Source organism: Rahnella woolbedingensis, from assembly GCF_003602095.1.
In the GTDB taxonomy this organism is placed as follows: domain Bacteria; phylum Pseudomonadota; class Gammaproteobacteria; order Enterobacterales; family Enterobacteriaceae; genus Rahnella; species Rahnella woolbedingensis.
The window spans coordinates 1-22,713 of record NZ_RAHH01000016.1 but is presented as its reverse complement, the minus strand read 5'-3'; the positions used below and the strand labels follow the sequence as shown (position 1 = coordinate 22,713).

Sequence of the window (22,713 nt, the reverse complement as noted above, 5' to 3'; positions counted from 1 at the left end):
CTCAGCGCCCTCTGCTTTTTGGATCCAGCAGGTCGCGCAGACCGTCGCCGAACAGGTTAAAACCGGTGGCGGTGATTAAAATCGCCACGCCCGGAAACGCCGAATACCACCACTGATCGAGAATGTAATTGCGACCATTGGAAACCATTGCGCCCCATTCTGCGGTCGGTTGCTGCGCGCCAAGACCAATAAAGCCCAGCGTTGCGGCCATCAGAATCGAAGTACCAATATCCAGAGAAGCCTGCACCACCAGCGGTGGCATGACGTTTCGTAAAACATGCCAGGTAATCAGATGCCACCGCGACGCGCCGAATGTCCGCGTGGCCTGCATATACGCCTGATGGCGCAGCATCAGCGTCTGCCCGCGTGCCAGCCGCACGTAAAATGGAATGCGCACCACCGCAATCGCCAGCATGGCGTTAAACAAACTCGGCCCGAGCGCGGCAGCCAGCGCCATCGTTAAGACCAGCGATGGCACCGACAGCATGATGTCCATGCAGCGCATAATCAGCGCGTCCACCACACCACCGACCACGCCGGAGAAACAGCCGAGCAGCGAACCGATCGTTCCCGCGATAGTGACCACCGCCAGCCCTGCAGCCACCGATTGCTGGCTGCCAATCAGCACGCGGCTGAACAGATCACGCCCGACTTCATCGGTGCCAAACCAATGCAATGCGGAAGGTGCCTGCAACCGGTCGGTCAGGCTGATCGCGTTCGGATCATGCGGTACCAGCCACGGTGAGAAAATCATGATAAACAAGACGATCAGCATGATCGCCAGCCCCAGCATGGTCAGCGGACTGCGGCTCAGGAGATGAAATGTGCGACGCCAGTTAGCGAAGCGCGGTTTGACGTCCGGCGCCACGATGTCGGCCCGATGATTATTGACGCCCGGTTCAATCACTGACATGCCTCACCCCTCACGGCCAATGCGCGGATCAATCCACACATACAGTAAATCCACACACAAATTGACGATGACATAGGCGAACGACACCACCACCGCAAACCCCATCACTGCTGGGAAATCCAGCGCCTGAATTGAATTCACCACATAGGCGCCCATGCCCGGCCAGGCAAACACGGTTTCGGTCAGTACCGCGCCATACAGCAAATCGCCCATCGCCAGTCCGAGCACCGTCACGGACGGGATCAGCGCATTCGGTAAAGCGTGGCTGAGAATCACGCGCCAGTGCGAAAGCCCGTTGGCACGTGCGGTACGGATGTAATCCTCACTCAGTTGCTCAAGCATTGCCGAACGAATTTGCCGCGCCACAATTCCCATGTGTACAAACGCCAGCGTCAGCGCAGGCATCGCCAGATGTTGCAGGCTGTTCCAGAACGCATCCCAGTTGCCGGTCAGCAGGGAATCGAGCACATAAAAACCGGTGATATTGGCGGGTGGATCCATCCAGTCATCCAGCCTTCCGCCGCCCGGTAACAGATTCAGATGGCCGTAGAAGAGGATGATAACCCCCAGCCCCAGCCAGAACGCAGGGGTCGAAATCCCCAGCACTGAGAGCAGTCGCACCAGATGATCCGGGAATTTATTGCGATAAAACGCCGACAGCACACCCAGCGGAATGCCGAGCACAATGGCCAGAAACAGCGCGCTGACGGCCAGTTCCAGCGTCGCCGGAAAGAACGCTTTCAGGTCTTCGAGTACCGGACGACCGGTTCGGATCGAAGTACCTAAATCGCCATGCAGCAAATCACTGACGTAGCGGAAAAACTGCACGTACAGCGGCTGATTCAGCCCCAGTTGCTCACGGATATGTTCGACCATTTCATTGCTTGCACGGTCGCCCGCCAGAAGACGCGCAGGGTCACCGGGGATCATATGCGAGATGATAAAAGTAATGACGCACACGCCCGCCATCACCAAAATCAGCCCCCAGCAGCGTTGCCGGATCAGAGTCCAAAAAGTCATTCTACCTCCTAACCCAATCCCCTAAATAATTCGGGCTGCAGGAAGGCGACAAGCTCACAAGTCCCCGGGAGCATGGATATACCCTGTGACCGGGGCGAATGAGTGCAGCCAACGCATCGGCAGTTCGAAGTATGACCGGGATTTATTTTTTGCTCATCTGGCCGACGTTAAACACCTGCTCCAACATCGGGTTGAAAACAAAGCCTTTAACGTCTTTGTTCATCGCCACCTGATAGTTTTTCTGGAACAGATAAACATACGCCGCTTCATCGATAACGATTTTCTGCGCCTGCTGGTAATAGTCAGTGCGCTGTTTCTGATCGGTGACGGACACCGCTTTTTTCAGCAACGCATCTACGTCAGGGTTGGAGTAGAAGGAACGGTTACCCGGCAGGCCTTTTTTGTCGGACTCGAACCAGTAGTTCATGAACATGTACGGGTCGGCGAAATCCGGACTCCAGTTACCAATCGAGATGTCGTAATCGCCCTGCCCGATGCGGTCGCGCATGGTGGCGTTAGCCAGTTTTTCCAGCTTCACGTTGATACCGGCCTGACCCAGGCTGGCCTGCACGGCAAGCGCGATAGATTCCCAGTTCGGGTCATTATCGGAGTACAGGAAGTCCAGCGTTTTAGGTTTGTCTTTGACTTTCTCCAGGTCTGCTTTGGCCTGAGTCATATCTAACGTGTACTGCTTGGCCGTCGGGTCAAAACCCCACATGCCTTCAGGGATCGGCCCGCGCATCTGTTTGGCGTTACCGCCAAGGATGCCTTTCACCATGCCCTGATAATCCACGGCAGAAGAGATCGCGCGGCGTAAATCTACCTGATTCATCGGCGCTTTGGCGTTATTGAGATACAGATACGTCACGCGTAATGAAGGGAATTCTTCAACGGCGACTTTGTCCTCTTTCTTCAGCGCAGCCAGCTGATCCATCGGCAGAGAATCGGCGATATCCAGATCCCCGCGTGACAGTTGCAGACGGCGGGTGGCGCTTTCACCGATAATTTTCACGGTGACACGTTTGAACGCGGGTTTTGCGCCGCTGTAATGCGGGTTCGGCACCAGCACCAGTTGCTGACCTTTCTGCCAGCGATCGAGTTTGTACGGGCCGGAGCCGGCAGTATGACCGGCCAGCCATGCCTTGCCTTCATCGGCAGGGTTCGCTTTAGCAATCGCCGGATTGACGATGCCCGCGCCGTCATTCGCCAGCGTGTAGAGGAATGGCGCGAACGGCGTTTTCAGCGTGAAGGTAACGGTCATTGGATCCACCACCGTCACCGTCATATCTTTCGGGAAGGCTTCAGACGGGCCCTGACCGATTTTCATCAGCCGCCCGAATGACCACTTCACCGCATCGGCATTCACGTCAGTGCCATCATCAAATTTAGCGCCCGGTTTGAGTTTAAAGGTCCAGACCAGTTGATCCGATGAAGCCGTCCAGCTTGCCGCCAGATCTCCTTCGACCTGCGTCGAACCTTTGCCGTCTTCGGTTTTGTATTGCACCAGACGCTGATAGGCCGGATACGTGACCGTCCAGTCGTTGTTATCGATAGTGACCGCCGGATCCAGCGTTTGCGGATCCGCCGCTTTACCAATCACCAGCATGTCTTTAGGCACGGCGGCCTGCGCGGCAAAACTTAAGCCTGACAGGGCGAGGAAAATGGCACCGGCGACCTGTGTTTTCGTATTTTTGCGAAACGTGTTGATTGCTGTGTTGCTCATCGGAGAACTCCTGGCTTTATAAAAGTGATAAGAGACTTGCAATGATTACGCGGCGTTGACCGGCGGATAGCAGCCGAACCGCTCTTCCAACAACGGATACGTTTTGGCATCCGGTAATTCAAAGTGCCACCACTCGCTGGTGATCCCCTTAAAGCCCCCCGCCGCCATCACGGCGTTGAGCAGCAAGCGGTTACGCTGGATTTGTGGCGGTAAATCGGGATAAAACGGGTGCGATACTTCGGTCATTTCATCAAAGCCTGCGCCCATATCCACCACCTCACCCTGCTCATCCAGCAAGGTCAGATCCACCGCCACACCGCGGCTGTGATGCGACCCGAGTTTGATATCCACGACGTAATCAGGGTTTGGAAATGCCGCCCACAAACAGGCCTGAGCCGCCTGCGGCCGGTAGGCGTCATAAATTTTCAGGGTAAATCCGGCCAGTTTCGCCACCTCATTACAGCGAACCAGCGCGGCGGCGGCATCAGGGTGTAACAAGCAGCGGGATTCGCGATAAATCGGCTGACCGGTCAGGTTATCGGCGGTGGCGTATTTCAGGTCGATCACGGTGTCGGGAAGTATTTCAGCCAGATCCGTCAGCGCGATGTCAGGTGTTTTATGATTGAGGGTCATGGTTAATGTCTTTCCGTTCCTGTCTTTGCAGTGAAATTACGATTCGAATTGCCCAAGTTGCTTTTGCAGGATCCGGTTATTGGCCAGACGCTGTTCTACCTCAATGCCGCGCAGTTCAAGCACCGCCGAACACAGCAGATTGAAGAGGCAGCTGAGCGGTGCCATCGAATCCCAGAACTGGCCGGTGTCGGTTTTCACCTGCAATAAATCCACCGGATAATCGCGCGCCCACGGACAGTAAATGTCGGTGATCAGCGCCACGTTCAGCCCGCGTTCACAGGCTGCTTCGCAATAGGTCTGCGCCATCTTCGAATACGCGCGCGTGTCGGTGACCACCAGGTAGGGCTGTGCGAATTCTGAATTCAGGGATTCGACATACGTGCCGGAAAGCCCGTCGGCGAAATATACTTTTGGTCGTAAATATTCGAGATAACTGGAGAAATTGTTAGCGATGCCGCGCACCGACTGAATGCCGAGAATAAATACTGCCTCCGCATCAGCCAGACGGCGGCTGATCTGCGCGAAACTGTCGGTTTGTGCCAGCTGATATACGTGATTAATGGCATCAAGCTCGAGCGCCAGGGACTGTCGCAGCTTTTCCTGTTGCGGCTGTTTGCTGCGTTCGCGGTAAGCGCCAAGGCGGTCGGTCACCACCCACGGCTGATACGAGGTGCCGCTTTGCAGGCGCAGCGTTTGTTTGAAATGATCCAGATTGCGATAGCCGAGACTGCGAAGATAACGCCCGACGGAAATCCCGCTGGTCGCGGCGCTGCGTGCAATGCTGTCCGCCGTTTCGAAAGGGATCTGCGCCAGATTAGCCAGCAAATAACTGGCAATGCGTTTGCCCGTCGGTGTCTGTCCGGCGAACGAGGCTTCGAGTTGTTCGATCACATCCTGCGCTGGCTGCATCGGTTAATCCTCTGTTGCTTCATTGTCAAAAAACTAGTCGCTGTTAGTAAAATAACAATGCACAGGGTGTGCCAATTTCCATAAATGAGTGAAATTTGTGCAGCAGATCTGAATTTATGACGTTTTTATGGCACGTTGCTGGCAAAAAACTGGCTAATGATCGACTTAAATTGAACTTGCCGATAACGACTGCACAACAATCAAGCAACTTATGTTTGCTTTTAGTGCAATCCGTCAATGAAATGGCGTGAGGAGGGGAACATCTGGCGGAGGTTTTAACCACTTTGTCTTAATACTCAACAAGTTGAATATTAAGACAGCAGTCGGACAAGTTTTTGCGTTAACCCTTTGACATGCTTCGGGTCAGTCGTTATTATTCGCCCCGTTCAAACGATTCCTCTGTAGTTCAGTCGGTAGAACGGCGGACTGTTAATCCGTATGTCACTGGTTCGAGTCCAGTCAGAGGAGCCAAATTAGAAAAGCCCGCTTAAGGAAACTTAAGCGGGCTTTTTGCTTTTCTGATCTGATGCCTGAAATTGTAAAAAGTCAGGTTTTGTCGCTACATCGCAAACCCAAAATGGCTGCCATCCGGAAGATCGATTTCCAAACGTAATTTGCCACCGGCTGCTTCAACATAACGTTTCAAAGTTGATAATTTCAGGTCACGACCCGGCTTTTCCATACCGGCAACCGTCGGCTGTTTAACGCCCAACGATTCAGCCATCTCACATTGTGTTTTATTCATTCTTTCACGCAGTTCGGCCAGCTCAAGGGGAATCAGAATATCTGCGGCCATTGCCTGCGCCTGCGCGGCAACCTCAGGTTTTACCGATGCCAGTAACTGTTCAAGGGTTCTGCTCATTAAGGCAATTCCTCTTCTTTTAACGTATTCAGGTACCGGGTGAATTCACTGTCGGCGACCGGTATCATGACTTCATAAAATCGTTTTTCATTTCCGACTTTGTTTCCCGCACAAAGCAATATGCCTCTGCGCAAAGGATCAAAAGCAAAGAACGCCCGGATGGGATCACCTTTACTCTGTATACGCAGTTCTTTCATATTGCGATGACAGGAGTAATTCACTGTATCTGCATAAGCCCTGGATAATGCAGGCCCTTTATCTTTTAAGACGATCACCAGAGCCAATACACTCGCCTGCTCAACATCTTCAAGACCAACGAACCAGCCATCAAATCTTTCTGTCGTATTAATTATCCACACAGTGACCCTTTGTCGATTATAGGTCAAATGCTATATAGGCCAAGTACTATAATCAGAAGGTACTGCGCGAAGGGAGTAGTTCACAAGAAGGAAAGTATAAATACGGAAGACGTCTTCCAAATTTCGTGCGATGAAGAAGAGAAAGAACGGGTGCCTGAAGCCAACATGCTTCGTCAACAACCAAAAAGGTGGGGCGAACCCCACCTTACGGTTAGCTCTTAATTTCGTAGCTTAAGACTGCCGCAATCTCTGTCATACCCTGTTTGATATGTAACTCGCAGAGCGAATCACGCACCATCCAGGTCCAGGCCAGCAATGTGAAACAAACCACGATGAGTCCGTGTAACACAAGCTTTCGCGACATCTTGCCCTCCGTTGCATTTCTGCTTTTAAGAGGCTATCCTGCTGTTGCTTAGACAGGCAGTGATAGCCCCGGGTCGATTGAAAAATCTCCTCGGGGCTTTCGTCCTATATGCCTTGAACAACTTTTATGTCTTTCTGCCCAAGCCAAATAAGCCTCAGGCACCCGCGCGCATTCTAGCAACTCCTGCTGTACAAAAACCGATCACCGCCTGCACTTTGTCCTAATTATCGCCCTATTCGCCTTACACGCTTTCCGTAATATCATCACAGTGACAAGTAAAAAGAATGCTTTTAAACCTATAAAAAGCTAAGGCTTATGCGGGAAGAAAACAGCCCATAAAAAAAACCCGCCGCAGCGGGTTTTCAGGTACATCAGGAGCATAATCAGCACGTTTTAAGATTGCGGCTCTTCTACCGGCTGGACTTCCAGCGATACCATGCCGATGCCCAGTTTACGTGGCTGGAAGCCGCCGCTGGTGCCTTCGGTTGGCTCGGTCGGTGCAGGTGGTGTGATAACAATGCTCTGGGCCGCTTCAGGGTTAGTGAACTGCACTTTCACAATGCCGTCCTGATCGCCGAAGGTGACAAACTGCTCCTGATCGCCCACGCGGACAGAGACCGGTTTATCAATGTTATTACCGTAAGCACGCGCGCGTATCACCACATCAAACGTGGTGGGCAGCGGTTTGACGTAATCGATTTTCACCGATGGTGCCAGATTGGCATCCGACCAGCGCCCCCAGTTTTCCACCGTAGAGACACCGGTAATCGCTTTCACCTGTTCCGGTAAACCCGGCACCATAAAGGCGATAGCTGGTGACTGATACCGGGTTGCCTCGTCGTCAATATTCAGCGTTTTCAGGGTCTGCTGGTAAATCGCATTGCTGCCTGAGGTATCTTTGGCGAAATCAACTTTACCTTTGAAGGTATCGCCGGTCGCCTGCACGATAGAAGGTTTCGCTCCCAGATTACCGGAAGCCACGCAAAGACCGGTATTGAGCGAAAGTTCCGGTGCCCAGACACGCCCCATTTCGTAGCATTTATCCACCCAGACAAAGTTGTCGCTGGTCGCCAGTCCGGCCAGCTGTTTTTTCAGCGGTGTGGACAGATAAACGTCGAACATCGGTTCAATTTTGTCGCCGGTCACTTTCAGAATAAACGGCGTTTTGATGGTCATACCAGAGAACGTGAAGCTGCTGTCTTTATTGTTTACCGTGTAATTTTTAATACTGTTCGGGAAGCCCCACTGCTTGATGACAGCCGGTTTCCAGGCATTTACTTTGTCATCAATATTCAGGAACTGCGCGGTCATTGATGTCGCCGAAATTCCGCTGCGTCCCAGACCGATATAGTTGTCGCCGCCCATGATATCGAGCACAGTCGCACCGTTATCAATGGTGCTGCGTTTAGCCGCATTCAGTTCGCTCACCGGATGACGTCCGTCCATCACGAAGAACAGGTCTTTACGGTTCTGTTTAGTCAGAATGTTGTAAGCCGTGTTGTTCATCGCCAGGTGATCGGAAGACACCACAATAATGGTGTTATCGAAATACCCGGATTTTTTAATTTTATCGATAAAGGCCGCAATCAGTTCCTGACTACATGAAACTGCACTCAGCGACTGGTTAGCCTTACCGTTAACTTTGTATTCGTTGCGGGTACAACCGCGTGAAATAAAGCCGTCCGGATGATGAGTATCCACGGTCAGCGTGAACAGTGAGAAAGGCTTGCCTTCCTTGCTCAGCGTCACGAATTTTTTGTAGACCTCGTCCAGCAACGTATCGTCATACCAGCCCCAGTCATTTTTATAAGACGGGTCCGCGACGGTCGGACGCAGTTCGTTGTAGCCATAAAGATGGTCGAAACCGTGAGATTTCAGGAAGGTGCCTTTACCGGCGAACGCCAGTTCTGCGCCCTGATAGAAATAGTTGGTATAACCGGCGCCTTTGAGTACATCACCTATACAGACGTTTTCCGGATAGAACGTCGCCAGCGCGCTCGAGGCGTTGCCATCGAAAGGCGCAAACAGCGGAATACCACACTGCGAGGCAACCATACCGGCGATGGTATAACCGGTGCCCGGCACCTGTTTAGTATTCGTAAAATCAATGCTCTGCGCTTTATGCTCACTTAACTGAGCCGTCAGCCCCGGGAACACTTTGTCATCGAAATAGGTACGTTCGAGACTTTCGCCATAGATATAAACCAGATTCGGTTTTTTCGCGCCTTTAACGATTTTTTCCGGCACTTTGTAATAAGTATCGAAATCGGCGCCATTACCGGAAATCTGAGTTTTGACCAGACGTGAAATATTCTGGAATGCCTGAGTAGATCCCACCGAGAAAACTGCCAGCACAACGGCCAGCACGCTGTACATCACGCTGCTGTTTTTGGCCCGGCGCTGTTTTAGTCCCCAGGCCAGCAATGCGAAAACGGCAATCAGTCCGCTCAGTAACCCTATGAATGGCAGAATATATTTATTCAGGCCCGCGCCTTTCAGGCTGCTGGTGACGGTATATAACACCGCATCCGTGATGCCTTCGCCGGTGAAGTAATTACTGCCAATCAGAATGACATTCAGGATGACGTAGAGGCCGAGGAAAAACAGCACCAGCGAAAACCAGACACGGCTGGCCGACGCCCGGGTAACGTATAAGAAAATTGAAGAAAGAAATAAAATAAATGAAATTATCTCAGAAGCCATTTCAGCACCCTGTCTGATTAAAACAATAAACTCTACGACCCTTCTCTGCCGCTTTACGGACAGCGCCGACGGTTCAACTCACTGAGTGAATGACTGACTGGTCTTTCACTTCATCCTTGAGACAGGAAAATGCCATGCCAAAAACAGATAGCGCTGTTTAGCGTGTTGCCCTCTGCAGGTCAACGCCTTAACACTGCGTCAGGTCACTGATTTATCCTAAAAAACTGACTTTTTACAAACTACTGACCGTTAATTGCGGATGATAACGCATAACTTTAACGACACCGTCACTTTTCGGTAAGAATTGCATGATAGCGGAATAGTATGAGCGAAATGTGGAGGGAGATGCAAAATTGAGAAAGAAATTTGTGGAGAAGCCCGCAACACGCGGCATTACGGGCTTAAAGAAGCAAAAATCAGATTCCGCCTAAGTAGGCTTTACGCACCTCCTGATTTCCTAACAACTCTTCTCCGCTGCCGCTGAGACGTATCTGGCCGTTGACCATCACGTATCCGCGGTCGGAAAGCTTCAGCGCATGATGTGCATTTTGTTCGACCAGAAAAATGGTCATGCCGCTTTGTGCCAGTTCGCGCAGCGTCTGAAAAATCTGTTTTACGATGATGGGCGCCAGTCCCAGACTGGGTTCGTCTAGCAACAGCAGTTTGGGTCGACTCATCAGCGCACGGGCAATCGCCAGCATTTGCTGCTCACCGCCGGACATGGTCATCGCCCGCTGTTTGCGCCGCTCTTTGAGACGCGGAAACAAATCAAACATGGTTTGCAGGTCTTCCGATGCATATTTATTGCCAATGGGAATGGTGCCCATCAGCAGGTTTTCTTCGACGGTCATGTCCGGAAAAACCCGCCGCCCTTCCGGCGACTGCGCAATGCCCTTCGATGCCACAAAGTGCGTCGATTTATGGCTGATATCTTCGCCGCGAAATAGAATCTGCCCGCTCTGCACGCGCGGCTGACCAAAAATTGACATCAGCAGCGTGGATTTTCCGGCACCGTTGGCACCAATCAGCGCCACAGTTTCACCCTGATTGACCTGCAAAGAGACCTGCTGTAACGCCTGAATCGCCCCGTAACAGACATTCACCTCGCGAAATTCCAGCATCGCGTCACTCATAAGCTGACCTCGTCGTCTTCATCAGCACCGAGATAGGCGGCAATGACTTTCTCATCATTTTGAATAGCCTGCGGTAAACCTTCGGCAATGACATCGCCGTGATCGAGCACGATAATGTGGTCTGAAATCTCCATCACCATGCCCATATCATGTTCAATCAGCAGCACGGTGATGTCGTGGTGATCGCGCAAAAAACGAATGATTTTGCTCAGCGTCCGCGTCTCTACAGGATTGAGCCCGGCAGCTGGTTCATCGAGGCAAATCATCTCCGGCGCGGTACACATGGCGCGGGCGATCTCCAGCCGCCGTTGCTGACCGTAAGACATTTCCCCCGCCAGCCGGTTGGCGCAATCGACCAGTTCCACCACTTCCAGCCAGTAAAATGCCCGGTCCAGCGCCTGATTTTCTGCACGACGATAGGCTGGCGTGTTCAGCACGCCGGCGATCAGATTACGGTTGGTTTGCATGTGCTGCGCGACCAGCAGGTTTTCGATCACCGACATCTCACGAAACAGCCTGATGTTCTGGAAAGTACGCGCCAGCCCGGCGCGGTTCACCAGATGCGTGCCACCAAACATTTTGTAGAAAATCCGCTTACCCAGTTGCGCAGGTTTTACCCAGTCATCCGGCTGGAATTTCTGCCCGAGCACCTGAATCACATTAGTGGTGCGCCTGCGGGTGTTGAGCAAGATACTGCCGCCGGAGGCTTTATAGAAACCGGTCAGGCAGTTGAATACCGTGGTTTTACCCGCACCGTTGGGGCCGATCAGCGCGGTAATCGAGCCGCGTCTTACCGCCAGATTCACATCGTTCAGCGCCTTAATGCCGCCGAAATGCATACGTAAATGTTCAACGCTCAGAATATTGTTTCCCGCTAACGCTTCGCTCATGGCGCGACTCCTTTACGCACGGCAAACCCGTTGCGGCTGATGCGGATTAATCCCCGTGGCCGCCAGATCATCATCACCACCATCAGCACGCCGAACAGCAGCACGCGGTATTCCGCAAAGCTGCGCAGCAGTTCCGGTGCGACGGTGAGCACAAATGCCGCCAGCACCACGCCGATGGTCGAGCCCATACCGCCCAGCACCACGATGGCGAGGATCAGCGCAGATTCGAAAAAGGTGAACGATGTCGGGTTGACGAACCCCTGATAGGTGGCGAAAAACACCCCCGCGATACCGGCGGTTGAAGCGCCAAGCGTAAACGCCGACAGCTTGACCAGAACGTGATTGAGCCCCATCGCGCGGCAGGCAATTTCATCTTCGCGCAGGGCTTCCCAGGCGCGGCCAATCGGCATCCGGGTCAGCCGGTGTTTGATAAACAGCACCAGCAATACCACCAGAACCAGCACCGCGTAGATGAAAATAAACTTCATATTCGGGTTGTAGGTCAGATGGAAAAACTCGTGGAACGGTACTCCGCCCTCTTTCGCCCGCCTGCCGAATTCCAGCCCGAAAAAGGTGGGTGGCGGTGCGGATACGCCGTTGGGACCGCCGGTAAACGACAACCAGTTGGTCAGCACCAGACGGATGATTTCACCGAATCCGAGCGTCACAATCGCCAGATAATCACCGTGCATGCGCAGCACCGGAAAACCCAGCAACGCACCGGCAGCCGCCGCCATCAGTGCGGCCAGCGGCAGCATTGACCAGAACCCGAGGCCGAGATACTGATACCCCAGCGCCAGCCCGTACGCACCGATGGCATAAAAGGCGACATATCCCAGATCCAAAAGCCCGGCCAGACCGACCACGATATTCAGCCCGAGGCCAAGCAGCACGTAAATCAGCCCTAAAATCGCGACGGTCAGAATGTATTTGGTGGCCACGAACGGGAAGAAAATCGCCAACACCATCAGCAGCGGCAATATCCAGCGCAGATTACTTTTGTGATCCGGCGGACGCACGTATACACCGGCGCTGTCCGACTCAAATCGAGCACGCATTTTCTGACCGCTCGCGGTTTCCAGAAAAGCACTGAGCAAAAAGCGCCCGAGCATCACGGCAGCGATAATCCACATCAGCCGCTGGGAATGAAAGTTAAAGCTATAACCGTCCAGTACCACGCCGACCACAGGGCCGAAAATAATCAGCGCCACCAGTCCGGCGAAAATGGCATCCAGCAGGCAGTGTTTGAGCGAAAACCCGCCGCTCACAGCAGTTTGTGTCGTCATTTTATTTCCCTCACACTTTCGTCACGACCGGACGGCCGAGCAGGCCCTGAGGGCGGAAAATGAGGATCACCACCAGCAATCCAAAAGAGAACACGTCTTTGTAATCCGAATTCACCATGCCCGAGAACTGCGCTTCGGCGATGCCTAAAATCAGCCCGCCAAGCATCGCGCCCGGTAAGGAGCCAATCCCGCCGAGTACCGCAGCGGTAAAGGCCTTGATGCCGATAATAAATCCGGCATAGAAATCAAAGGTGCCGTAATTCATGGTGACCAGAACGCCCGCCAGCCCGGCCATCGCCGCGCCGATCATAAAGACCAGCGAGATTATGCGGTCAGTGTTAATGCCGAGAATCGAGGCCATTTTTCTGTCCTGCTGCACTGCACGACACATACGTCCGAGCCGCGTGTTGCTGATAATCCACGATAAAACCAGCATTCCGACCAGCGAGGCCGCCAGAATGAACAGTTTGGTATAGGTCATCTGGACAAAACTTTCACCGATGTGGAATCTGAGGGCACCGTCCATCATGGTTGGGATCCCCTGCTGTCGCGGCCCCTGACTGATCTGCGCGTAGTTTTGTAATATCAGCGACATTCCGATGGCAGAAATCAGCGGCGCAAGGCGGGTGGAATTTCGCAAAGGTTTATAGGCGATGCGCTCAATCGCCCAGCCATAAACGCCGGTTACCACGATGGTGAACACCAGCGTGCCCAGGATCAGCAGAGGAAAAGAGTGCAGCCCGAAGAAGGAAAGCAGCGCCAGCGCGATGGCGCAAAGGTAGGCAGAAATCATATACACCTCGCCATGCGCGAAGTTGATCATGCCGATAATGCCGTAAACCATGGTGTAGCCGATGGCGATGAGACCGTAGACCGCACCGAGCGTAATGCCATTGAACAGTTGTTGCAGGAAGAAGGAATCCATAAATACGCAGTCTCTTTTTGTGACCGCGCCTGGCTGAGCGCGCGGTCTGACACGGGTTCAGAATGGCAAAAAAGATAGCTTTATTCTTTCACTTCCTGATATTTGCCTTTGTCATCCCATTTATAGACGACGTAATCGGAGACTTTCAGGTCGCCTTTGCTGTCCCAGGATTTTTTACCCATGACGGTATCGACGCTGTTGGCTTTGAGCCAGGCGCTGGCTTTGGCGGAGTCACTGCCGCCGGTGGCTTTGAATGCCGCAGCAATAGCCTGCACGGATGCGTAGGAGTAAAGCGTGTAACCTTCCGGTTCGAATTTGTTGGCGCGGAATTTATCGATAACGGCCTTGCCGTCTGGGATCAGACGCGGGTCTTTGCCGAAGGTCATCAGAATGCCGTTGGTGTATTGCGGGCCGCCAGCGGCAGTGACCATTTCTTCGTTCACGATACAGTCACCGGAGAAGAAGGTGGCCTGAACGCCCTGCTCACGCATCTGGCGAACTAACGGACCGGCTTCCGGATGGCAGCCACCGAAGAACACCACATCCGGCTTTTGCGCACTGATTTTGGTAACCAGCGCGTTAAAGTCTTTTTCGCCGCGCGATAAGCCTTCATACATCACCTCTTTCACGCCGCGTTTGTTAAGCGCCGCTTTGGTGGCATCCGCCAGCCCCTGACCGTAGGTGTCTTTGTCGTGGATGATGACCACTTTTTTGGCTTTCAGCTTATCGATGATGTAATCACTGGCGACCAGTCCCTGCTGGTCATCGCGTCCGCACATACGGAACATGTCACTCATCCCGCGCTCGGTAATTTGCGGGTTAGTTGACCCCGGCGTGATGGCGATAATTCCGGCGTCGTTATACACCTCTGACGCAGGCATGGTAGAAGACGAACAGAAATGCCCGACCACGGCCTGCACTTTGTCCTGATCCACCAGCCGGTTAGCCACGGCAACGGCCTGTTTTGGCTCACAGGCATCATCACCCTGCACCAGTTTGATCTTTTCACCATTAATCCCGCCTGCGGCATTAATGTCTTCGGCGGCCTGAGTCGCGCCATGCCAGTACTGATCACCATAAGTAGCGTTCGGGCCAGTGAACGGACCGGCCACACCAATCACAATATCGGCACGCGCGGCGAACGCCGTGACCAGACAACCTGCCAGTAAAAGAGAGAGCGGACTTTTCATAAATTTCATCGACATCATCAAGATCCTTAGGACTGAGTTTATGCAAACGGGTTATGGGCAACGCATGCAGCAAAAACACCAACGCAAAGTCGTAATCTGAAAATCTGAAATTTAAAGCACAAGCCAATGGAGAGAAGATCCCGTTTGTCCACCGCGGCGGACAACATCAAAGGTAAGAAACGTAAGCAAAATATCTGCCAGTGTTACCCGACATCTGTGAATGTTACGGTTATGTGAGTATAGATAGCGTCCGTCAGGCGTTACGGGGAACTCACAGAAACAACGACGGGATCACATCGCACTGCGCTGGTGCTGAAAAGAATAGGAAAATGACGATGCCGCAACGCCATGCACCAAAATGCAACGCGATAATCGGTCAGATAACCTGTTGTTATATTTTTTCTTTGCTTCTTGCGGCGGGTTGTTTTGTAATGCGGGCAGATGATTGCAACGGGAAACTACTGAACAATGAAGAAATTATCCTGCGTGATGGTAATGCTGCTGGCTCTGGGTTTAACGGGCTGTGCCGGTGATTATGTGATCAATACCAAAGCCGGCGATCAGCTTTTCGCCCACGGCGAACCCGAGCGTGACCGCGATACCGGCATGACCAGCTACACCGACATGGACGGCGATTACCACCTGATGAACACCAATGATATTGCCGGGATTGTGAAGAAGTAGGGATTCAGATTGGTTGGAATGCACCGTTAGCTTAAAGAAGCTGACGGTGTTTTGGTGACGGATGTTTGGGCTAAGAGGCTGCGGTGAGCGTGGGGCGGAAGTTCACTAATCCTCATGCCTGACGATCTCTGAAACACAAGGGTTCGCTTTGGTGGGATACTTACACGATGAGTTTATCTTTGAATATTATCCCCGTAAATTTGTGTAGGATGCCATCCCTGAGCCGGGCCGTAATACCGATGCCGGTTATAACGTACCTTCGACTCTTTTGTTAGTTACCTTAAATCTCAATGAATTATAATTCGGTTTTCAAGCTATGAAACCTGCAGCCTAAGTGTTTTTTTGTGCTTTAGTTAATTGACTCTTTTTTATTTCTTCCTTTAATTTCATGCTATTAATGTTCAAGCTAATAAATATCGTCTCTCCCATGTTTTTACATGATGAGTGAGGTGGCACCTCAGCGGAAATAATTATAGCGCCCCCTCCGTTTGTCCATGAAACCACTCCATAATTTAGTTCCTCAACCTCATCACAGTTAGCTTTCAAGTTGATGTATCTTTCAGAGAGGAAATGACTTATATCAATTCTATTTTTAACTTTATTGTTTTTTACAAAATATAAATATGAATTCCAGGCACCAACAAGCCCTCCGTCACTGTAGTTCACTACAAACCATTCAGACTTTGGCCACCATAGCACTTCGCTAAGAGCAGGAGTTATCGGAACATTAAGTATTTTATTAATCCCTCCTGAATAGAAAGCAACCCCATCACTCAGTCCTTTGATAGCCATTTTTTATCTGGGGAAAAATAGTTCTGGATAAAAAATTTTCATGCTCGTATGGATAAGTTGATAAAGCAGACCATATCCCCCTGCATTGATAACTGGAATCTATTGATTTGGCGAATGAATTATTCATCAACACTAAAGCAAGTAACAATAGTATATTTTTCCTCCCTACAATAATAATCACTTTGGACAACTCCATTCATCAGGGACGCCAGTAATTATCGCGTCAGATTCTTGCTTGCCAAAATCAAGGGCATCCTTTTGTGAAGAGAACCTGTAAATATCAAATCTTGTTTTAGAACTATTCCTTACATTTTTATCACCTACATCTCCGATAGTGTACTCAGTACCAAGTGAGCCCGTTTTATCTAATCCCTTGGTGCTAATTTTTATTTTTCCTTCTTGCGCTTTTATTGCTTTCTGTGTTGCGACTCTTTCTTTCATTGTGCCGTATGGAAGCCCAAATGCTGCCGGGTTTATCGCAACTGACTTATTTGGAGGAGAAAATCCTAATGCACCAATACCAGTAGCCTGATTTGGCCCTACTCCAGAAAAGAATGCTCGACATGTACAAGTTTTTAAACCCATAGGATCAAAATACTGAATTGGGTCATTTGAATAAATATATAAGTTCCAATCACCAATCAACCCAATCGGATCCTGCGTGATATACCGTCCCTGCGTCGGGTCATTGCCGGTTGTAATGCAGCCCCGATTCCTCATCGTATTGCTGGCCCTGCATGCGGATGGGCTGGCGCAGTTTGTGCGGGTTGTCGCAGCTCTGCACGTTGCCCCAGACGTCAATGTCTGCCTTCCAGTCCACTTTGCCATTTTTATGATTAATCAGCCCGATGGGCGTGCCCAGATGGTCGCAGTGGAACAAATGCAGTGCTGGAACTGGCACCCGTGTCATAAACTCAGTAGAGAATAAGAACAATCTCAATTTATTTTAACTTTATCAATATAGTGCCCGGATGGATCAATTTTTTCGTATACGGCTGCGCATTCTTCTTTTTCATACCCAGAAAATTCTGATTGAGATGATTGATGGTTATTTATATTTACATCTAAGCTGAAGCTGTATTTTTCAAAAATATTATCCATTCCATTTGTTGGCTTGAGATCGTGAATGTTAATAATAACTTTCATTCCATGAACTAAAAAAATCCTTTCATGTCCATATTCAGAATGGTTTTTACATCCTCCAATAATCGACGAGATATCAAAACGAGCACGCGTTACAGATGATCGCCAACTTCTATCGGGGCCAAGTATATCAGAGCCCAAATGACCATTTTTTAGGATCTCAAACAGTTTGCATTGATAAAATCCTGAGAAATTACCGTAATTTTCTTCATTATAATAATCGCCATCCTGACAAACAAATTTGTATGCTTTAACTCTTTGTTTAGATGATAGGTAAAATTCAAAAGAAGTGTTTTCTGACGTTATTTCAGCATGTTTGTGAATGGGTATGATGCCAGTGTAATTTGCTGCTGCAGGTAAAGTTAAAAAAAATAACACATACCAGATTGCTGAATATGTTTTCATTTTGTACCTTCCGGACAATCCATGCCCTCAGGGACTATTACGTCAACATCTTGTATACCTAAATCACCTGACGCACCTGGCAATTCCAAAATTAGATTTCCAGGATATTTATCCATCAGTTTTTTTTGTGGGTCTATACCCTTCTTACGCAAATTGAGATCATCAACAATGTCACGGACACAACTAAATGTCGTACCATTAGCTATTTTCCCACTGATGTTATTAATGACTTTTCGGCTTTCTTTTTTATTTTTCAATCCCCATTGAGAGGGAATAATTGCGGCCGAGTCCTTGGTTACGTTGTAAAGGTCTGGATTAGTGGGTTCCGTATTGTAACCCCCTCCTTTACCAATTAATCTTGAGTTTCCGAGTAAAATGCGAGCGCTGCCTGAGCAAGTTTTGAGTCCTGTAGGATCTGTTGCGAGAATGGGATCTAACGCGTAATTATACCCATTCCATCCCCCTCTCAACCCAATCGGATCCTGCGTGATATACCGTCCCTGCGCCGGGTCATAATAACGGTGCCGGTTGTAATGCAGCCCCGATTCTTCATCGTATTGCTGGCCCTGCATGCGGATGGGCTGGCGCAGTTTGTGCGGGTTGTCGCAGCTTTGCACGTTGCCCCAGACGTCAATGTCTGCGTTCCAGTCCACTTTGCCATTTTTGTGATTAATCAGCCCGATGGGCGTGCCCAGATGGTCGCAGTGGAAAAGGTGCAACGCCATCTCATCGCTTTCCGGCAGCGGGTCAACCCACAGCGCGATATTTTCCGCCTTCAGGTTGACAGAGGCCAGCCATTGGTGATTTGCGTCGCTGACCTGATGACGGCGGATTTCCTGCTCAATTTGGTTAAAGCGCTGATGAATGTCCGGCGGGAAAACGCCGCCCGCGTCCTCTTCGAGCTTTTCGGCCAGCGTGCGGTGGCTGTCTTCTGCCCGCGCGTGTTCGGCGCGCAGCAGCGGCACGAAGCTGTTGGGGTGATAAATCGTGTGCAGCTGGATGTCGCGGTTCTCGGTCAGCACCATCCGGTCGCCGTCCCAGCCGAACCAGGTGTTTTGCGTGTCGGTTTCCTGCGTTTGCGGGTTCAGCGTGATGACCTGCTTGCCGACGCGCCGCCCGAGCGGGTCGTAAATGTAGCGCGCCTGCGTGGTGGTCTGCCCGTTCTCCTCAATCGCAAAGCGCGTCAGCCGGTGCGCGCGGTCATAGGCAAAGGTCTGCACCGCCTCGTCGTCGTGCGAATGCTGTACCCAGCCTGCGTAGTAAGGCCGTTTTGCGGTCAGATTGCCAAAGACATCGTATTCATACTGATACTTTTCGTCGTGCTGAACGCGGTTGCCGTGCCAGACCGGCAGCTCGTTTATCGGAGCCGGATGCGTATCATGATGCGTGAGCGTGCGGTTGCCCGCCGGGTCGGTCAGCGTGGTCAGCACGCCCGCCGGTGAGCTGACGCTGTGCAGCCTGCCTGCGGGCGTGTAGCGGTAAAAATGGTCGCCGCCGCCGGTGGACATCTGCGTCATCTGCCCGGCGGCGTTGTAATGATAATCGCGGGTCAGGTTCGGGTGACCGCCGGATACAGCGTGCTGACCGGCAAGCTGGCCGATGCGGGAATAGCTTTTTTCAGACTGCCAGCGCTCACTGAACTGCCGGGTGGTTTCCCGGTGCAGTTTGTCGCGGGTGAGTTCCAGCAGGACGTCATCGCCGAGCCTGACGCCCAGCAGATGGCCGGGGCCGTAGGTCTGCCAGCGGATGTCCGGCAGGCCGTCGCAGGTTAAAGATGACTCAAAGCCGCGCGGGTCGAACTGGCGGCGCACGGTGTGCTGCCACAGCAGGTCGCCGCTGGCGTTATGGATAATCTGCTGTTCGCCGGTGAGGTTGTCGTTGTTATCGTACTGAAAGCGCACGCTGACGAGGTGCGTTCCGCTGCGGTGGCCGGTTTCCAGTACGCGACCAGAAGCGTCGTAGCGCCACAGCACTTCGTCTGGGCCGTCGCTCAGTTCAGGGCGCTGCTGACGGAGAAGTAGGCCTTCGTCGTCGTAGTGCCAGAACGTGGTCAGCCCGCAGTCGTCGCTTTGCACCAGCTGGCCGGCGACGTTGTAGCGATAACTCTGCGTGCGTCCGTCAAAGCCAATTTCCTGCGTCAGCCGGTCCATCACGTCATAGCTGAAGCGCGTTTCGGCGTCGTTTTCATTCACCAGTCGGACAAGCCTGCCCGCGCTGTCGAATTCGGTCCGGCGCGTTAATCCGCCGTCAGTCTGCGAGGCCGGATTGCCGCGTGCATCATAGCTCTGCACGCTTTTACTGCCGTCCGGACGGGTTATGGCGGTGACGTCCCCGGCCTCGTTGTACTGCCAGAGGGTTTTCGCTCCGGCGCTGTCTTCGCCCGATATTCTTCTGCCGCGAGCGTCGTATTCAAAGCGGCTCGTCATCCCTTCTTCGTGGATAATTTCTACCGGCTGACCGTCGCGGTTGTAGCGGTACGAAGTTTTATAGCCGGAGCAGTCGGTAAACGACGTCAGTAAACCCAACGCGTTCCATTCAAGTTCCTGCCTGCCGCCCGCGGCGTCTTCCGTCGCGCAAGGCTGCGCACTGTTTTCATCCGCGTAGTGATAGCGGCGGGTCTGGTTCAGGGCATCGGTTTCAGTCGTCAGACGCCCAAGCTCATCATACTTGTTATCCACCCGACGCCCGTCCGGCGCAATGGCGGTGACCAGCTGGCCGGCGCTGTTGTAGCTGAACTGGCTGCGTTTTTCGGCGTCGGGATACCAGACAGCGACCAGCGCGCCGTTGGCCGGGTTCAGCTGGAATTTGGTGATGCGACCGAGGGTATCGGTCTGCGACGTCAGCCGCCCCTGCGTGTCAAAGGTGCTCTGCGTGCAGCTGCCGTCGGCCTGTTCGAGCTTCACCACCCGGCGCAGCCCGCGCTCGCCCTCAAAGTGATAGAGGCGCACACGTCCCAGACTGTCGGTGACGCGGGTCTGGCTGTCACTGTATTCAAACTGATAACTGAGGCCGCCGGGATTGGCCTGAGAAATGACTTTGCCAGCCGCATCGTAGACGTAACTTGTTGCCGGACGTCCGGCGTACTGGTGCGCAATCATCAGGCCGGTATTGTCAGGGTGCCAGTCAAAGCGGCGGACCATTTCACCGGCGCGGTCATAGACGGTTTTCAGCTCGCCGCGCGGCGTGTAATCGTAGCGGGCCAGCGGTTTGTCGGGCAAATCCGGGAAGCTCACATCTTTCGCCAGCCAGACGGCGGCCAGGCGCACGCCAGAGTCTTCGCCCCAGCCGGTATTCAGCGCGGGCTTGAAGTCCGCAAGCCGCTCCAGCTCAAGGCGAAAACGCCGCCCGGCGCTGTCGGTCACGCCGGTAATCTTTCCCGCAAACTCACCCTGGGTATCACGGTGATAACGCAGCGTATTGCCGAAGCGGTCGCTTAACCCGAGCAGTTCGCGAAATGGCGGCAGTTCGTTCTGCGAGGTTTCCGGAGGCTGAACGCCGCCTAAAATCCACCACGGGCCGGTGGCGTCGTTGGCCACGAAATAGTCCTCGGGGCTGTTGCGCAGGCTCTCCGGCAGCGCCTGCCACAGATTACTGAGCGGATGCGCGTCACTTTGTTTATCCACGCCGCCGCGCGCCAGCCACAGTTTTTCGCTGTTGCTGAAGGCAATCTGGCCCGGCGGCAGCAGATGAAAATGCAGGCTGCGCCCGCCGTTATCGTTAAGGATGAGCTCATCCGCGCGGATTTGCAGGCGGATGTCCGCCGCTGCCGTCCAGCCGGGGCCGAACAGCCCGACGGGCGCGGGCGTATCGGTTTTATAGCTGCTGTAGGAGCGGCTGAGCACAAACGGCAGTGCCGCAGGCAGCGCGATATCGGTCTCATCTGGCAGGACTTTGGCGCCCAGCGACGGGTTGACCGGGCTCCCCTCTTTGACACCGCCGGGGCACACCGAGCACGCCACGCCGGTCGGTGCACCAATCATCACACCGCGCGAGCCCTGAACAATCTGGCCGCCCGTAGCGGTCATATCAAACTGTCGTGCAGCCGGAAATCCGGTCATGGGGTAAATCCTTTTAATGTTTTAAATAAACGGGGGCGTTGCGCCTGCTGGCATATCACTGCTTTCGTCGTCTTTGGGGGTGGATGGCGGCGCTTCTGATAATCCGCAGTTAAGATTTATGAGCGCCGAGTCACTGTTAACCATCGCGACTCCCTGCATATGTAATGAGGTGCCGGAGAGAAATATTTTGCCATCTTGGGTTAGTGCTATTTTGGCGGCACCACAACTGAGTTCCAGATGTTCTCCGGATGAAAAAAGCGAGATCTTGCCAGCCTTTTCGCTTTTACTTTCACCTACGCTCAGCTTCATTTTTTTCCCGACGTCGATGCGGTACGTTTGTCCTACGTTCAACGTTTTTAAGACACCTATTTCAGAGGATTGCGATACGCCAACGGTCGTATTCATGCTGCTGCCCACGGAAACCTGATACGCAATTCCCACCGTTAATATGCTTAGAAAACCGACCGTTTCTGTTTTCATTTTACCGACAGTTGCAGACTTGTTACTTCCCACATTGACGACCTGATTAGAGGTGATGGTTTCAATCTGGTTAGCACCCACGTTTTGTATCTGGTTTTTTGCAATGGTTATTGCCTGATTACCGCCAACCGTTTCTGCGTGATTTGCCACCACATCCGTCATCCGGTTATTCAGCACCTTGGTCTTCATGTCCTTCTGGGCATGGATCGACAGCAGCTCCTGTGCGGTGGCATCTTCGAAC

21 protein-coding genes and 1 tRNA gene are annotated in these 22,713 nt (G+C 52.4%); 2 read left to right on the top strand and 20 right to left on the bottom strand.

Annotation, left to right across the window (positions count from 1 at the left end; genetic code table 11):
• Position 1 precedes the first annotated feature (1 nt).
• The 5 genes from ddpC to D6C13_RS14460 all read right to left on the bottom strand — a co-directional run bounded on the left by ddpC (position 2) and on the right by D6C13_RS14460 (position 5,198).
• Positions 2-913, bottom strand: a complete 912-nt coding sequence (gene ddpC / locus D6C13_RS14480; protein WP_120133434.1) for a D,D-dipeptide ABC transporter permease — start codon at positions 911-913, stop codon at positions 2-4.
• A gap of 3 nt (positions 914-916) precedes the next feature.
• Positions 917-1,933 carry an ABC transporter permease gene (locus D6C13_RS14475; RefSeq protein ID WP_120133433.1) on the bottom strand — a complete coding sequence of 339 codons (1,017 nt, stop codon included), beginning with the start codon at positions 1,931-1,933 and terminating at the stop codon, positions 917-919.
• Positions 1,934-2,075: 142 nt separating this feature from the next.
• Positions 2,076-3,656, bottom strand: a complete 1,581-nt coding sequence (locus D6C13_RS14470) for an ABC transporter substrate-binding protein (protein WP_120133432.1) — start codon at positions 3,654-3,656, stop codon at positions 2,076-2,078.
• Between the two features lie 45 nt (positions 3,657-3,701).
• The gene (ddpX, locus tag D6C13_RS14465; RefSeq protein WP_120133431.1) at positions 3,702-4,289 is read right to left on the bottom strand and encodes a D-alanyl-D-alanine dipeptidase; all 588 of its coding nucleotides are present in this window, start codon (positions 4,287-4,289) and stop codon (positions 3,702-3,704) included.
• A gap of 36 nt (positions 4,290-4,325) precedes the next feature.
• Positions 4,326-5,198, bottom strand: coding sequence for a MurR/RpiR family transcriptional regulator (locus tag D6C13_RS14460; RefSeq protein ID WP_120133430.1), 873 nt, complete (start codon positions 5,196-5,198; stop codon positions 4,326-4,328).
• Between the two features lie 395 nt (positions 5,199-5,593).
• Between D6C13_RS14460 and D6C13_RS14455 the strand changes: the two genes are divergently transcribed.
• A tRNA-Asn gene (locus D6C13_RS14455) sits at positions 5,594-5,669 on the top strand.
• Between the two features lie 88 nt (positions 5,670-5,757).
• On the opposite strand, the gene D6C13_RS14450 is transcribed toward D6C13_RS14455, so the two are convergent.
• The 9 genes from D6C13_RS14450 to D6C13_RS14410 form a co-directional block, all read right to left on the bottom strand.
• Positions 5,758-6,060, bottom strand: coding sequence for a helix-turn-helix domain-containing protein (locus D6C13_RS14450; protein ID WP_120133429.1), 303 nt, complete (start codon positions 6,058-6,060; stop codon positions 5,758-5,760).
• A complete protein-coding gene (locus tag D6C13_RS14445; RefSeq protein WP_120133428.1) occupies positions 6,060-6,419 on the bottom strand; it encodes a type II toxin-antitoxin system RelE/ParE family toxin in 360 nt (119 codons plus the stop codon). Before D6C13_RS14445 ends, D6C13_RS14450 begins: the two co-directional genes overlap by 1 nt.
• 211 nt (positions 6,420-6,630) lie before the next feature.
• Positions 6,631-6,783: a Hok/Gef family protein gene (locus D6C13_RS14440; protein WP_112290661.1), complete on the bottom strand. Its 153-nt coding sequence runs from the start codon at positions 6,781-6,783 to the stop codon at positions 6,631-6,633.
• Positions 6,784-7,176: 393 nt separating this feature from the next.
• Positions 7,177-9,486: a phosphatidylglycerol--membrane-oligosaccharide glycerophosphotransferase gene (opgB, locus tag D6C13_RS14435; protein WP_120133427.1), complete on the bottom strand. Its 2,310-nt coding sequence runs from the start codon at positions 9,484-9,486 to the stop codon at positions 7,177-7,179.
• Between the two features lie 416 nt (positions 9,487-9,902).
• A complete protein-coding gene (locus D6C13_RS14430; RefSeq protein WP_120133426.1) occupies positions 9,903-10,619 on the bottom strand; it encodes an ABC transporter ATP-binding protein in 717 nt (238 codons plus the stop codon).
• Positions 10,616-11,509: an ABC transporter ATP-binding protein gene (locus D6C13_RS14425; protein ID WP_120133425.1), complete on the bottom strand. Its 894-nt coding sequence runs from the start codon at positions 11,507-11,509 to the stop codon at positions 10,616-10,618. The genes D6C13_RS14430 and D6C13_RS14425 overlap by 4 nt, the downstream gene beginning before the upstream one ends.
• On the bottom strand, positions 11,506-12,795 hold the full coding sequence (gene livM, locus D6C13_RS14420) for a high-affinity branched-chain amino acid ABC transporter permease LivM (protein ID WP_120133424.1): 1,290 nt from the start codon (positions 12,793-12,795) through the stop codon (positions 11,506-11,508). The genes D6C13_RS14425 and livM overlap by 4 nt, the downstream gene beginning before the upstream one ends.
• A 10-nt stretch (positions 12,796-12,805) precedes the next feature.
• The gene (locus D6C13_RS14415) at positions 12,806-13,720 is read right to left on the bottom strand and encodes an ABC transporter permease subunit (RefSeq protein ID WP_120133423.1); all 915 of its coding nucleotides are present in this window, start codon (positions 13,718-13,720) and stop codon (positions 12,806-12,808) included.
• 80 nt (positions 13,721-13,800) lie between these two features.
• Positions 13,801-14,925 carry a branched-chain amino acid ABC transporter substrate-binding protein gene (locus D6C13_RS14410; protein WP_120133422.1) on the bottom strand — a complete coding sequence of 375 codons (1,125 nt, stop codon included), beginning with the start codon at positions 14,923-14,925 and terminating at the stop codon, positions 13,801-13,803.
• Between the two features lie 453 nt (positions 14,926-15,378).
• Between D6C13_RS14410 and D6C13_RS14405 the strand changes: the two genes are divergently transcribed.
• Complete coding sequence (locus D6C13_RS14405; RefSeq protein ID WP_120133421.1) at positions 15,379-15,594, top strand: YgdI/YgdR family lipoprotein; 216 nt, start codon at positions 15,379-15,381, stop codon at positions 15,592-15,594.
• Positions 15,595-15,924: 330 nt separating this feature from the next.
• Here the strand turns inward: D6C13_RS14405 and D6C13_RS14400 are convergent, their stop codons facing one another.
• The 6 genes from D6C13_RS14400 to D6C13_RS14380 form a co-directional block, all read right to left on the bottom strand.
• The gene (locus D6C13_RS14400; protein ID WP_120133420.1) at positions 15,925-16,386 is read right to left on the bottom strand and encodes a hypothetical protein; all 462 of its coding nucleotides are present in this window, start codon (positions 16,384-16,386) and stop codon (positions 15,925-15,927) included.
• 177 nt (positions 16,387-16,563) lie between these two features.
• Positions 16,564-17,106: an RHS repeat domain-containing protein gene (locus D6C13_RS26215; protein ID WP_425272719.1), complete on the bottom strand. Its 543-nt coding sequence runs from the start codon at positions 17,104-17,106 to the stop codon at positions 16,564-16,566.
• Complete coding sequence (locus D6C13_RS26210; RefSeq protein WP_425272718.1) at positions 17,072-17,287, bottom strand: RHS domain-containing protein; 216 nt, start codon at positions 17,285-17,287, stop codon at positions 17,072-17,074. Before D6C13_RS26210 ends, D6C13_RS26215 begins: the two co-directional genes overlap by 35 nt.
• A 35-nt stretch (positions 17,288-17,322) precedes the next feature.
• Positions 17,323-17,934: a hypothetical protein gene (locus tag D6C13_RS25475; protein ID WP_147408183.1), complete on the bottom strand. Its 612-nt coding sequence runs from the start codon at positions 17,932-17,934 to the stop codon at positions 17,323-17,325.
• A complete protein-coding gene (locus D6C13_RS14385; protein WP_120133418.1) occupies positions 17,931-21,992 on the bottom strand; it encodes an RHS repeat-associated core domain-containing protein in 4,062 nt (1,353 codons plus the stop codon). The genes D6C13_RS25475 and D6C13_RS14385 overlap by 4 nt, the downstream gene beginning before the upstream one ends.
• A gap of 21 nt (positions 21,993-22,013) precedes the next feature.
• Positions 22,014-22,713: bacteriophage T4 gp5 trimerisation domain-containing protein (locus tag D6C13_RS14380; RefSeq protein WP_425272717.1), on the bottom strand; the 700-nt coding region annotated here is incomplete at its 5' end.

Coding starts and splice junctions, on each gene's coding strand:
- D6C13_RS14425 (WP_120133425.1), bottom strand. CDS start 11,509: ATGAGCGAAGCGTTAGCGGGAAACAATATTCTGAGCGTTGAACATTTA.
- D6C13_RS14385 (WP_120133418.1), bottom strand. CDS start 21,992: ATGACCGGATTTCCGGCTGCACGACAGTTTGATATGACCGCTACGGGC.
- D6C13_RS14430 (WP_120133426.1), bottom strand. CDS start 10,619: ATGAGTGACGCGATGCTGGAATTTCGCGAGGTGAATGTCTGTTACGGG.
- ddpX (WP_120133431.1), bottom strand. CDS start 4,289: ATGACCCTCAATCATAAAACACCTGACATCGCGCTGACGGATCTGGCT.
- ddpC (WP_120133434.1), bottom strand. CDS start 913: ATGTCAGTGATTGAACCGGGCGTCAATAATCATCGGGCCGACATCGTG.
- D6C13_RS14400 (WP_120133420.1), bottom strand. CDS start 16,386: ATGGCTATCAAAGGACTGAGTGATGGGGTTGCTTTCTATTCAGGAGGG.
- livM (WP_120133424.1), bottom strand. CDS start 12,795: ATGACGACACAAACTGCTGTGAGCGGCGGGTTTTCGCTCAAACACTGC.
- D6C13_RS14470 (WP_120133432.1), bottom strand. CDS start 3,656: ATGAGCAACACAGCAATCAACACGTTTCGCAAAAATACGAAAACACAG.
- D6C13_RS14405 (WP_120133421.1), top strand. CDS start 15,379: ATGAAGAAATTATCCTGCGTGATGGTAATGCTGCTGGCTCTGGGTTTA.
- D6C13_RS14415 (WP_120133423.1), bottom strand. CDS start 13,720: ATGGATTCCTTCTTCCTGCAACAACTGTTCAATGGCATTACGCTCGGT.
- D6C13_RS14410 (WP_120133422.1), bottom strand. CDS start 14,925: ATGTCGATGAAATTTATGAAAAGTCCGCTCTCTCTTTTACTGGCAGGT.
- D6C13_RS14440 (WP_112290661.1), bottom strand. CDS start 6,783: ATGTCGCGAAAGCTTGTGTTACACGGACTCATCGTGGTTTGTTTCACA.
- D6C13_RS14460 (WP_120133430.1), bottom strand. CDS start 5,198: ATGCAGCCAGCGCAGGATGTGATCGAACAACTCGAAGCCTCGTTCGCC.
- D6C13_RS25475 (WP_147408183.1), bottom strand. CDS start 17,934: ATGAAAACATATTCAGCAATCTGGTATGTGTTATTTTTTTTAACTTTA.
- D6C13_RS14475 (WP_120133433.1), bottom strand. CDS start 1,933: ATGACTTTTTGGACTCTGATCCGGCAACGCTGCTGGGGGCTGATTTTG.
- D6C13_RS26215 (WP_425272719.1), bottom strand. CDS start 17,106: ATGAGGAATCGGGGCTGCATTACAACCGGCAATGACCCGACGCAGGGA.
- opgB (WP_120133427.1), bottom strand. CDS start 9,486: ATGGCTTCTGAGATAATTTCATTTATTTTATTTCTTTCTTCAATTTTC.
- D6C13_RS14450 (WP_120133429.1), bottom strand. CDS start 6,060: ATGAGCAGAACCCTTGAACAGTTACTGGCATCGGTAAAACCTGAGGTT.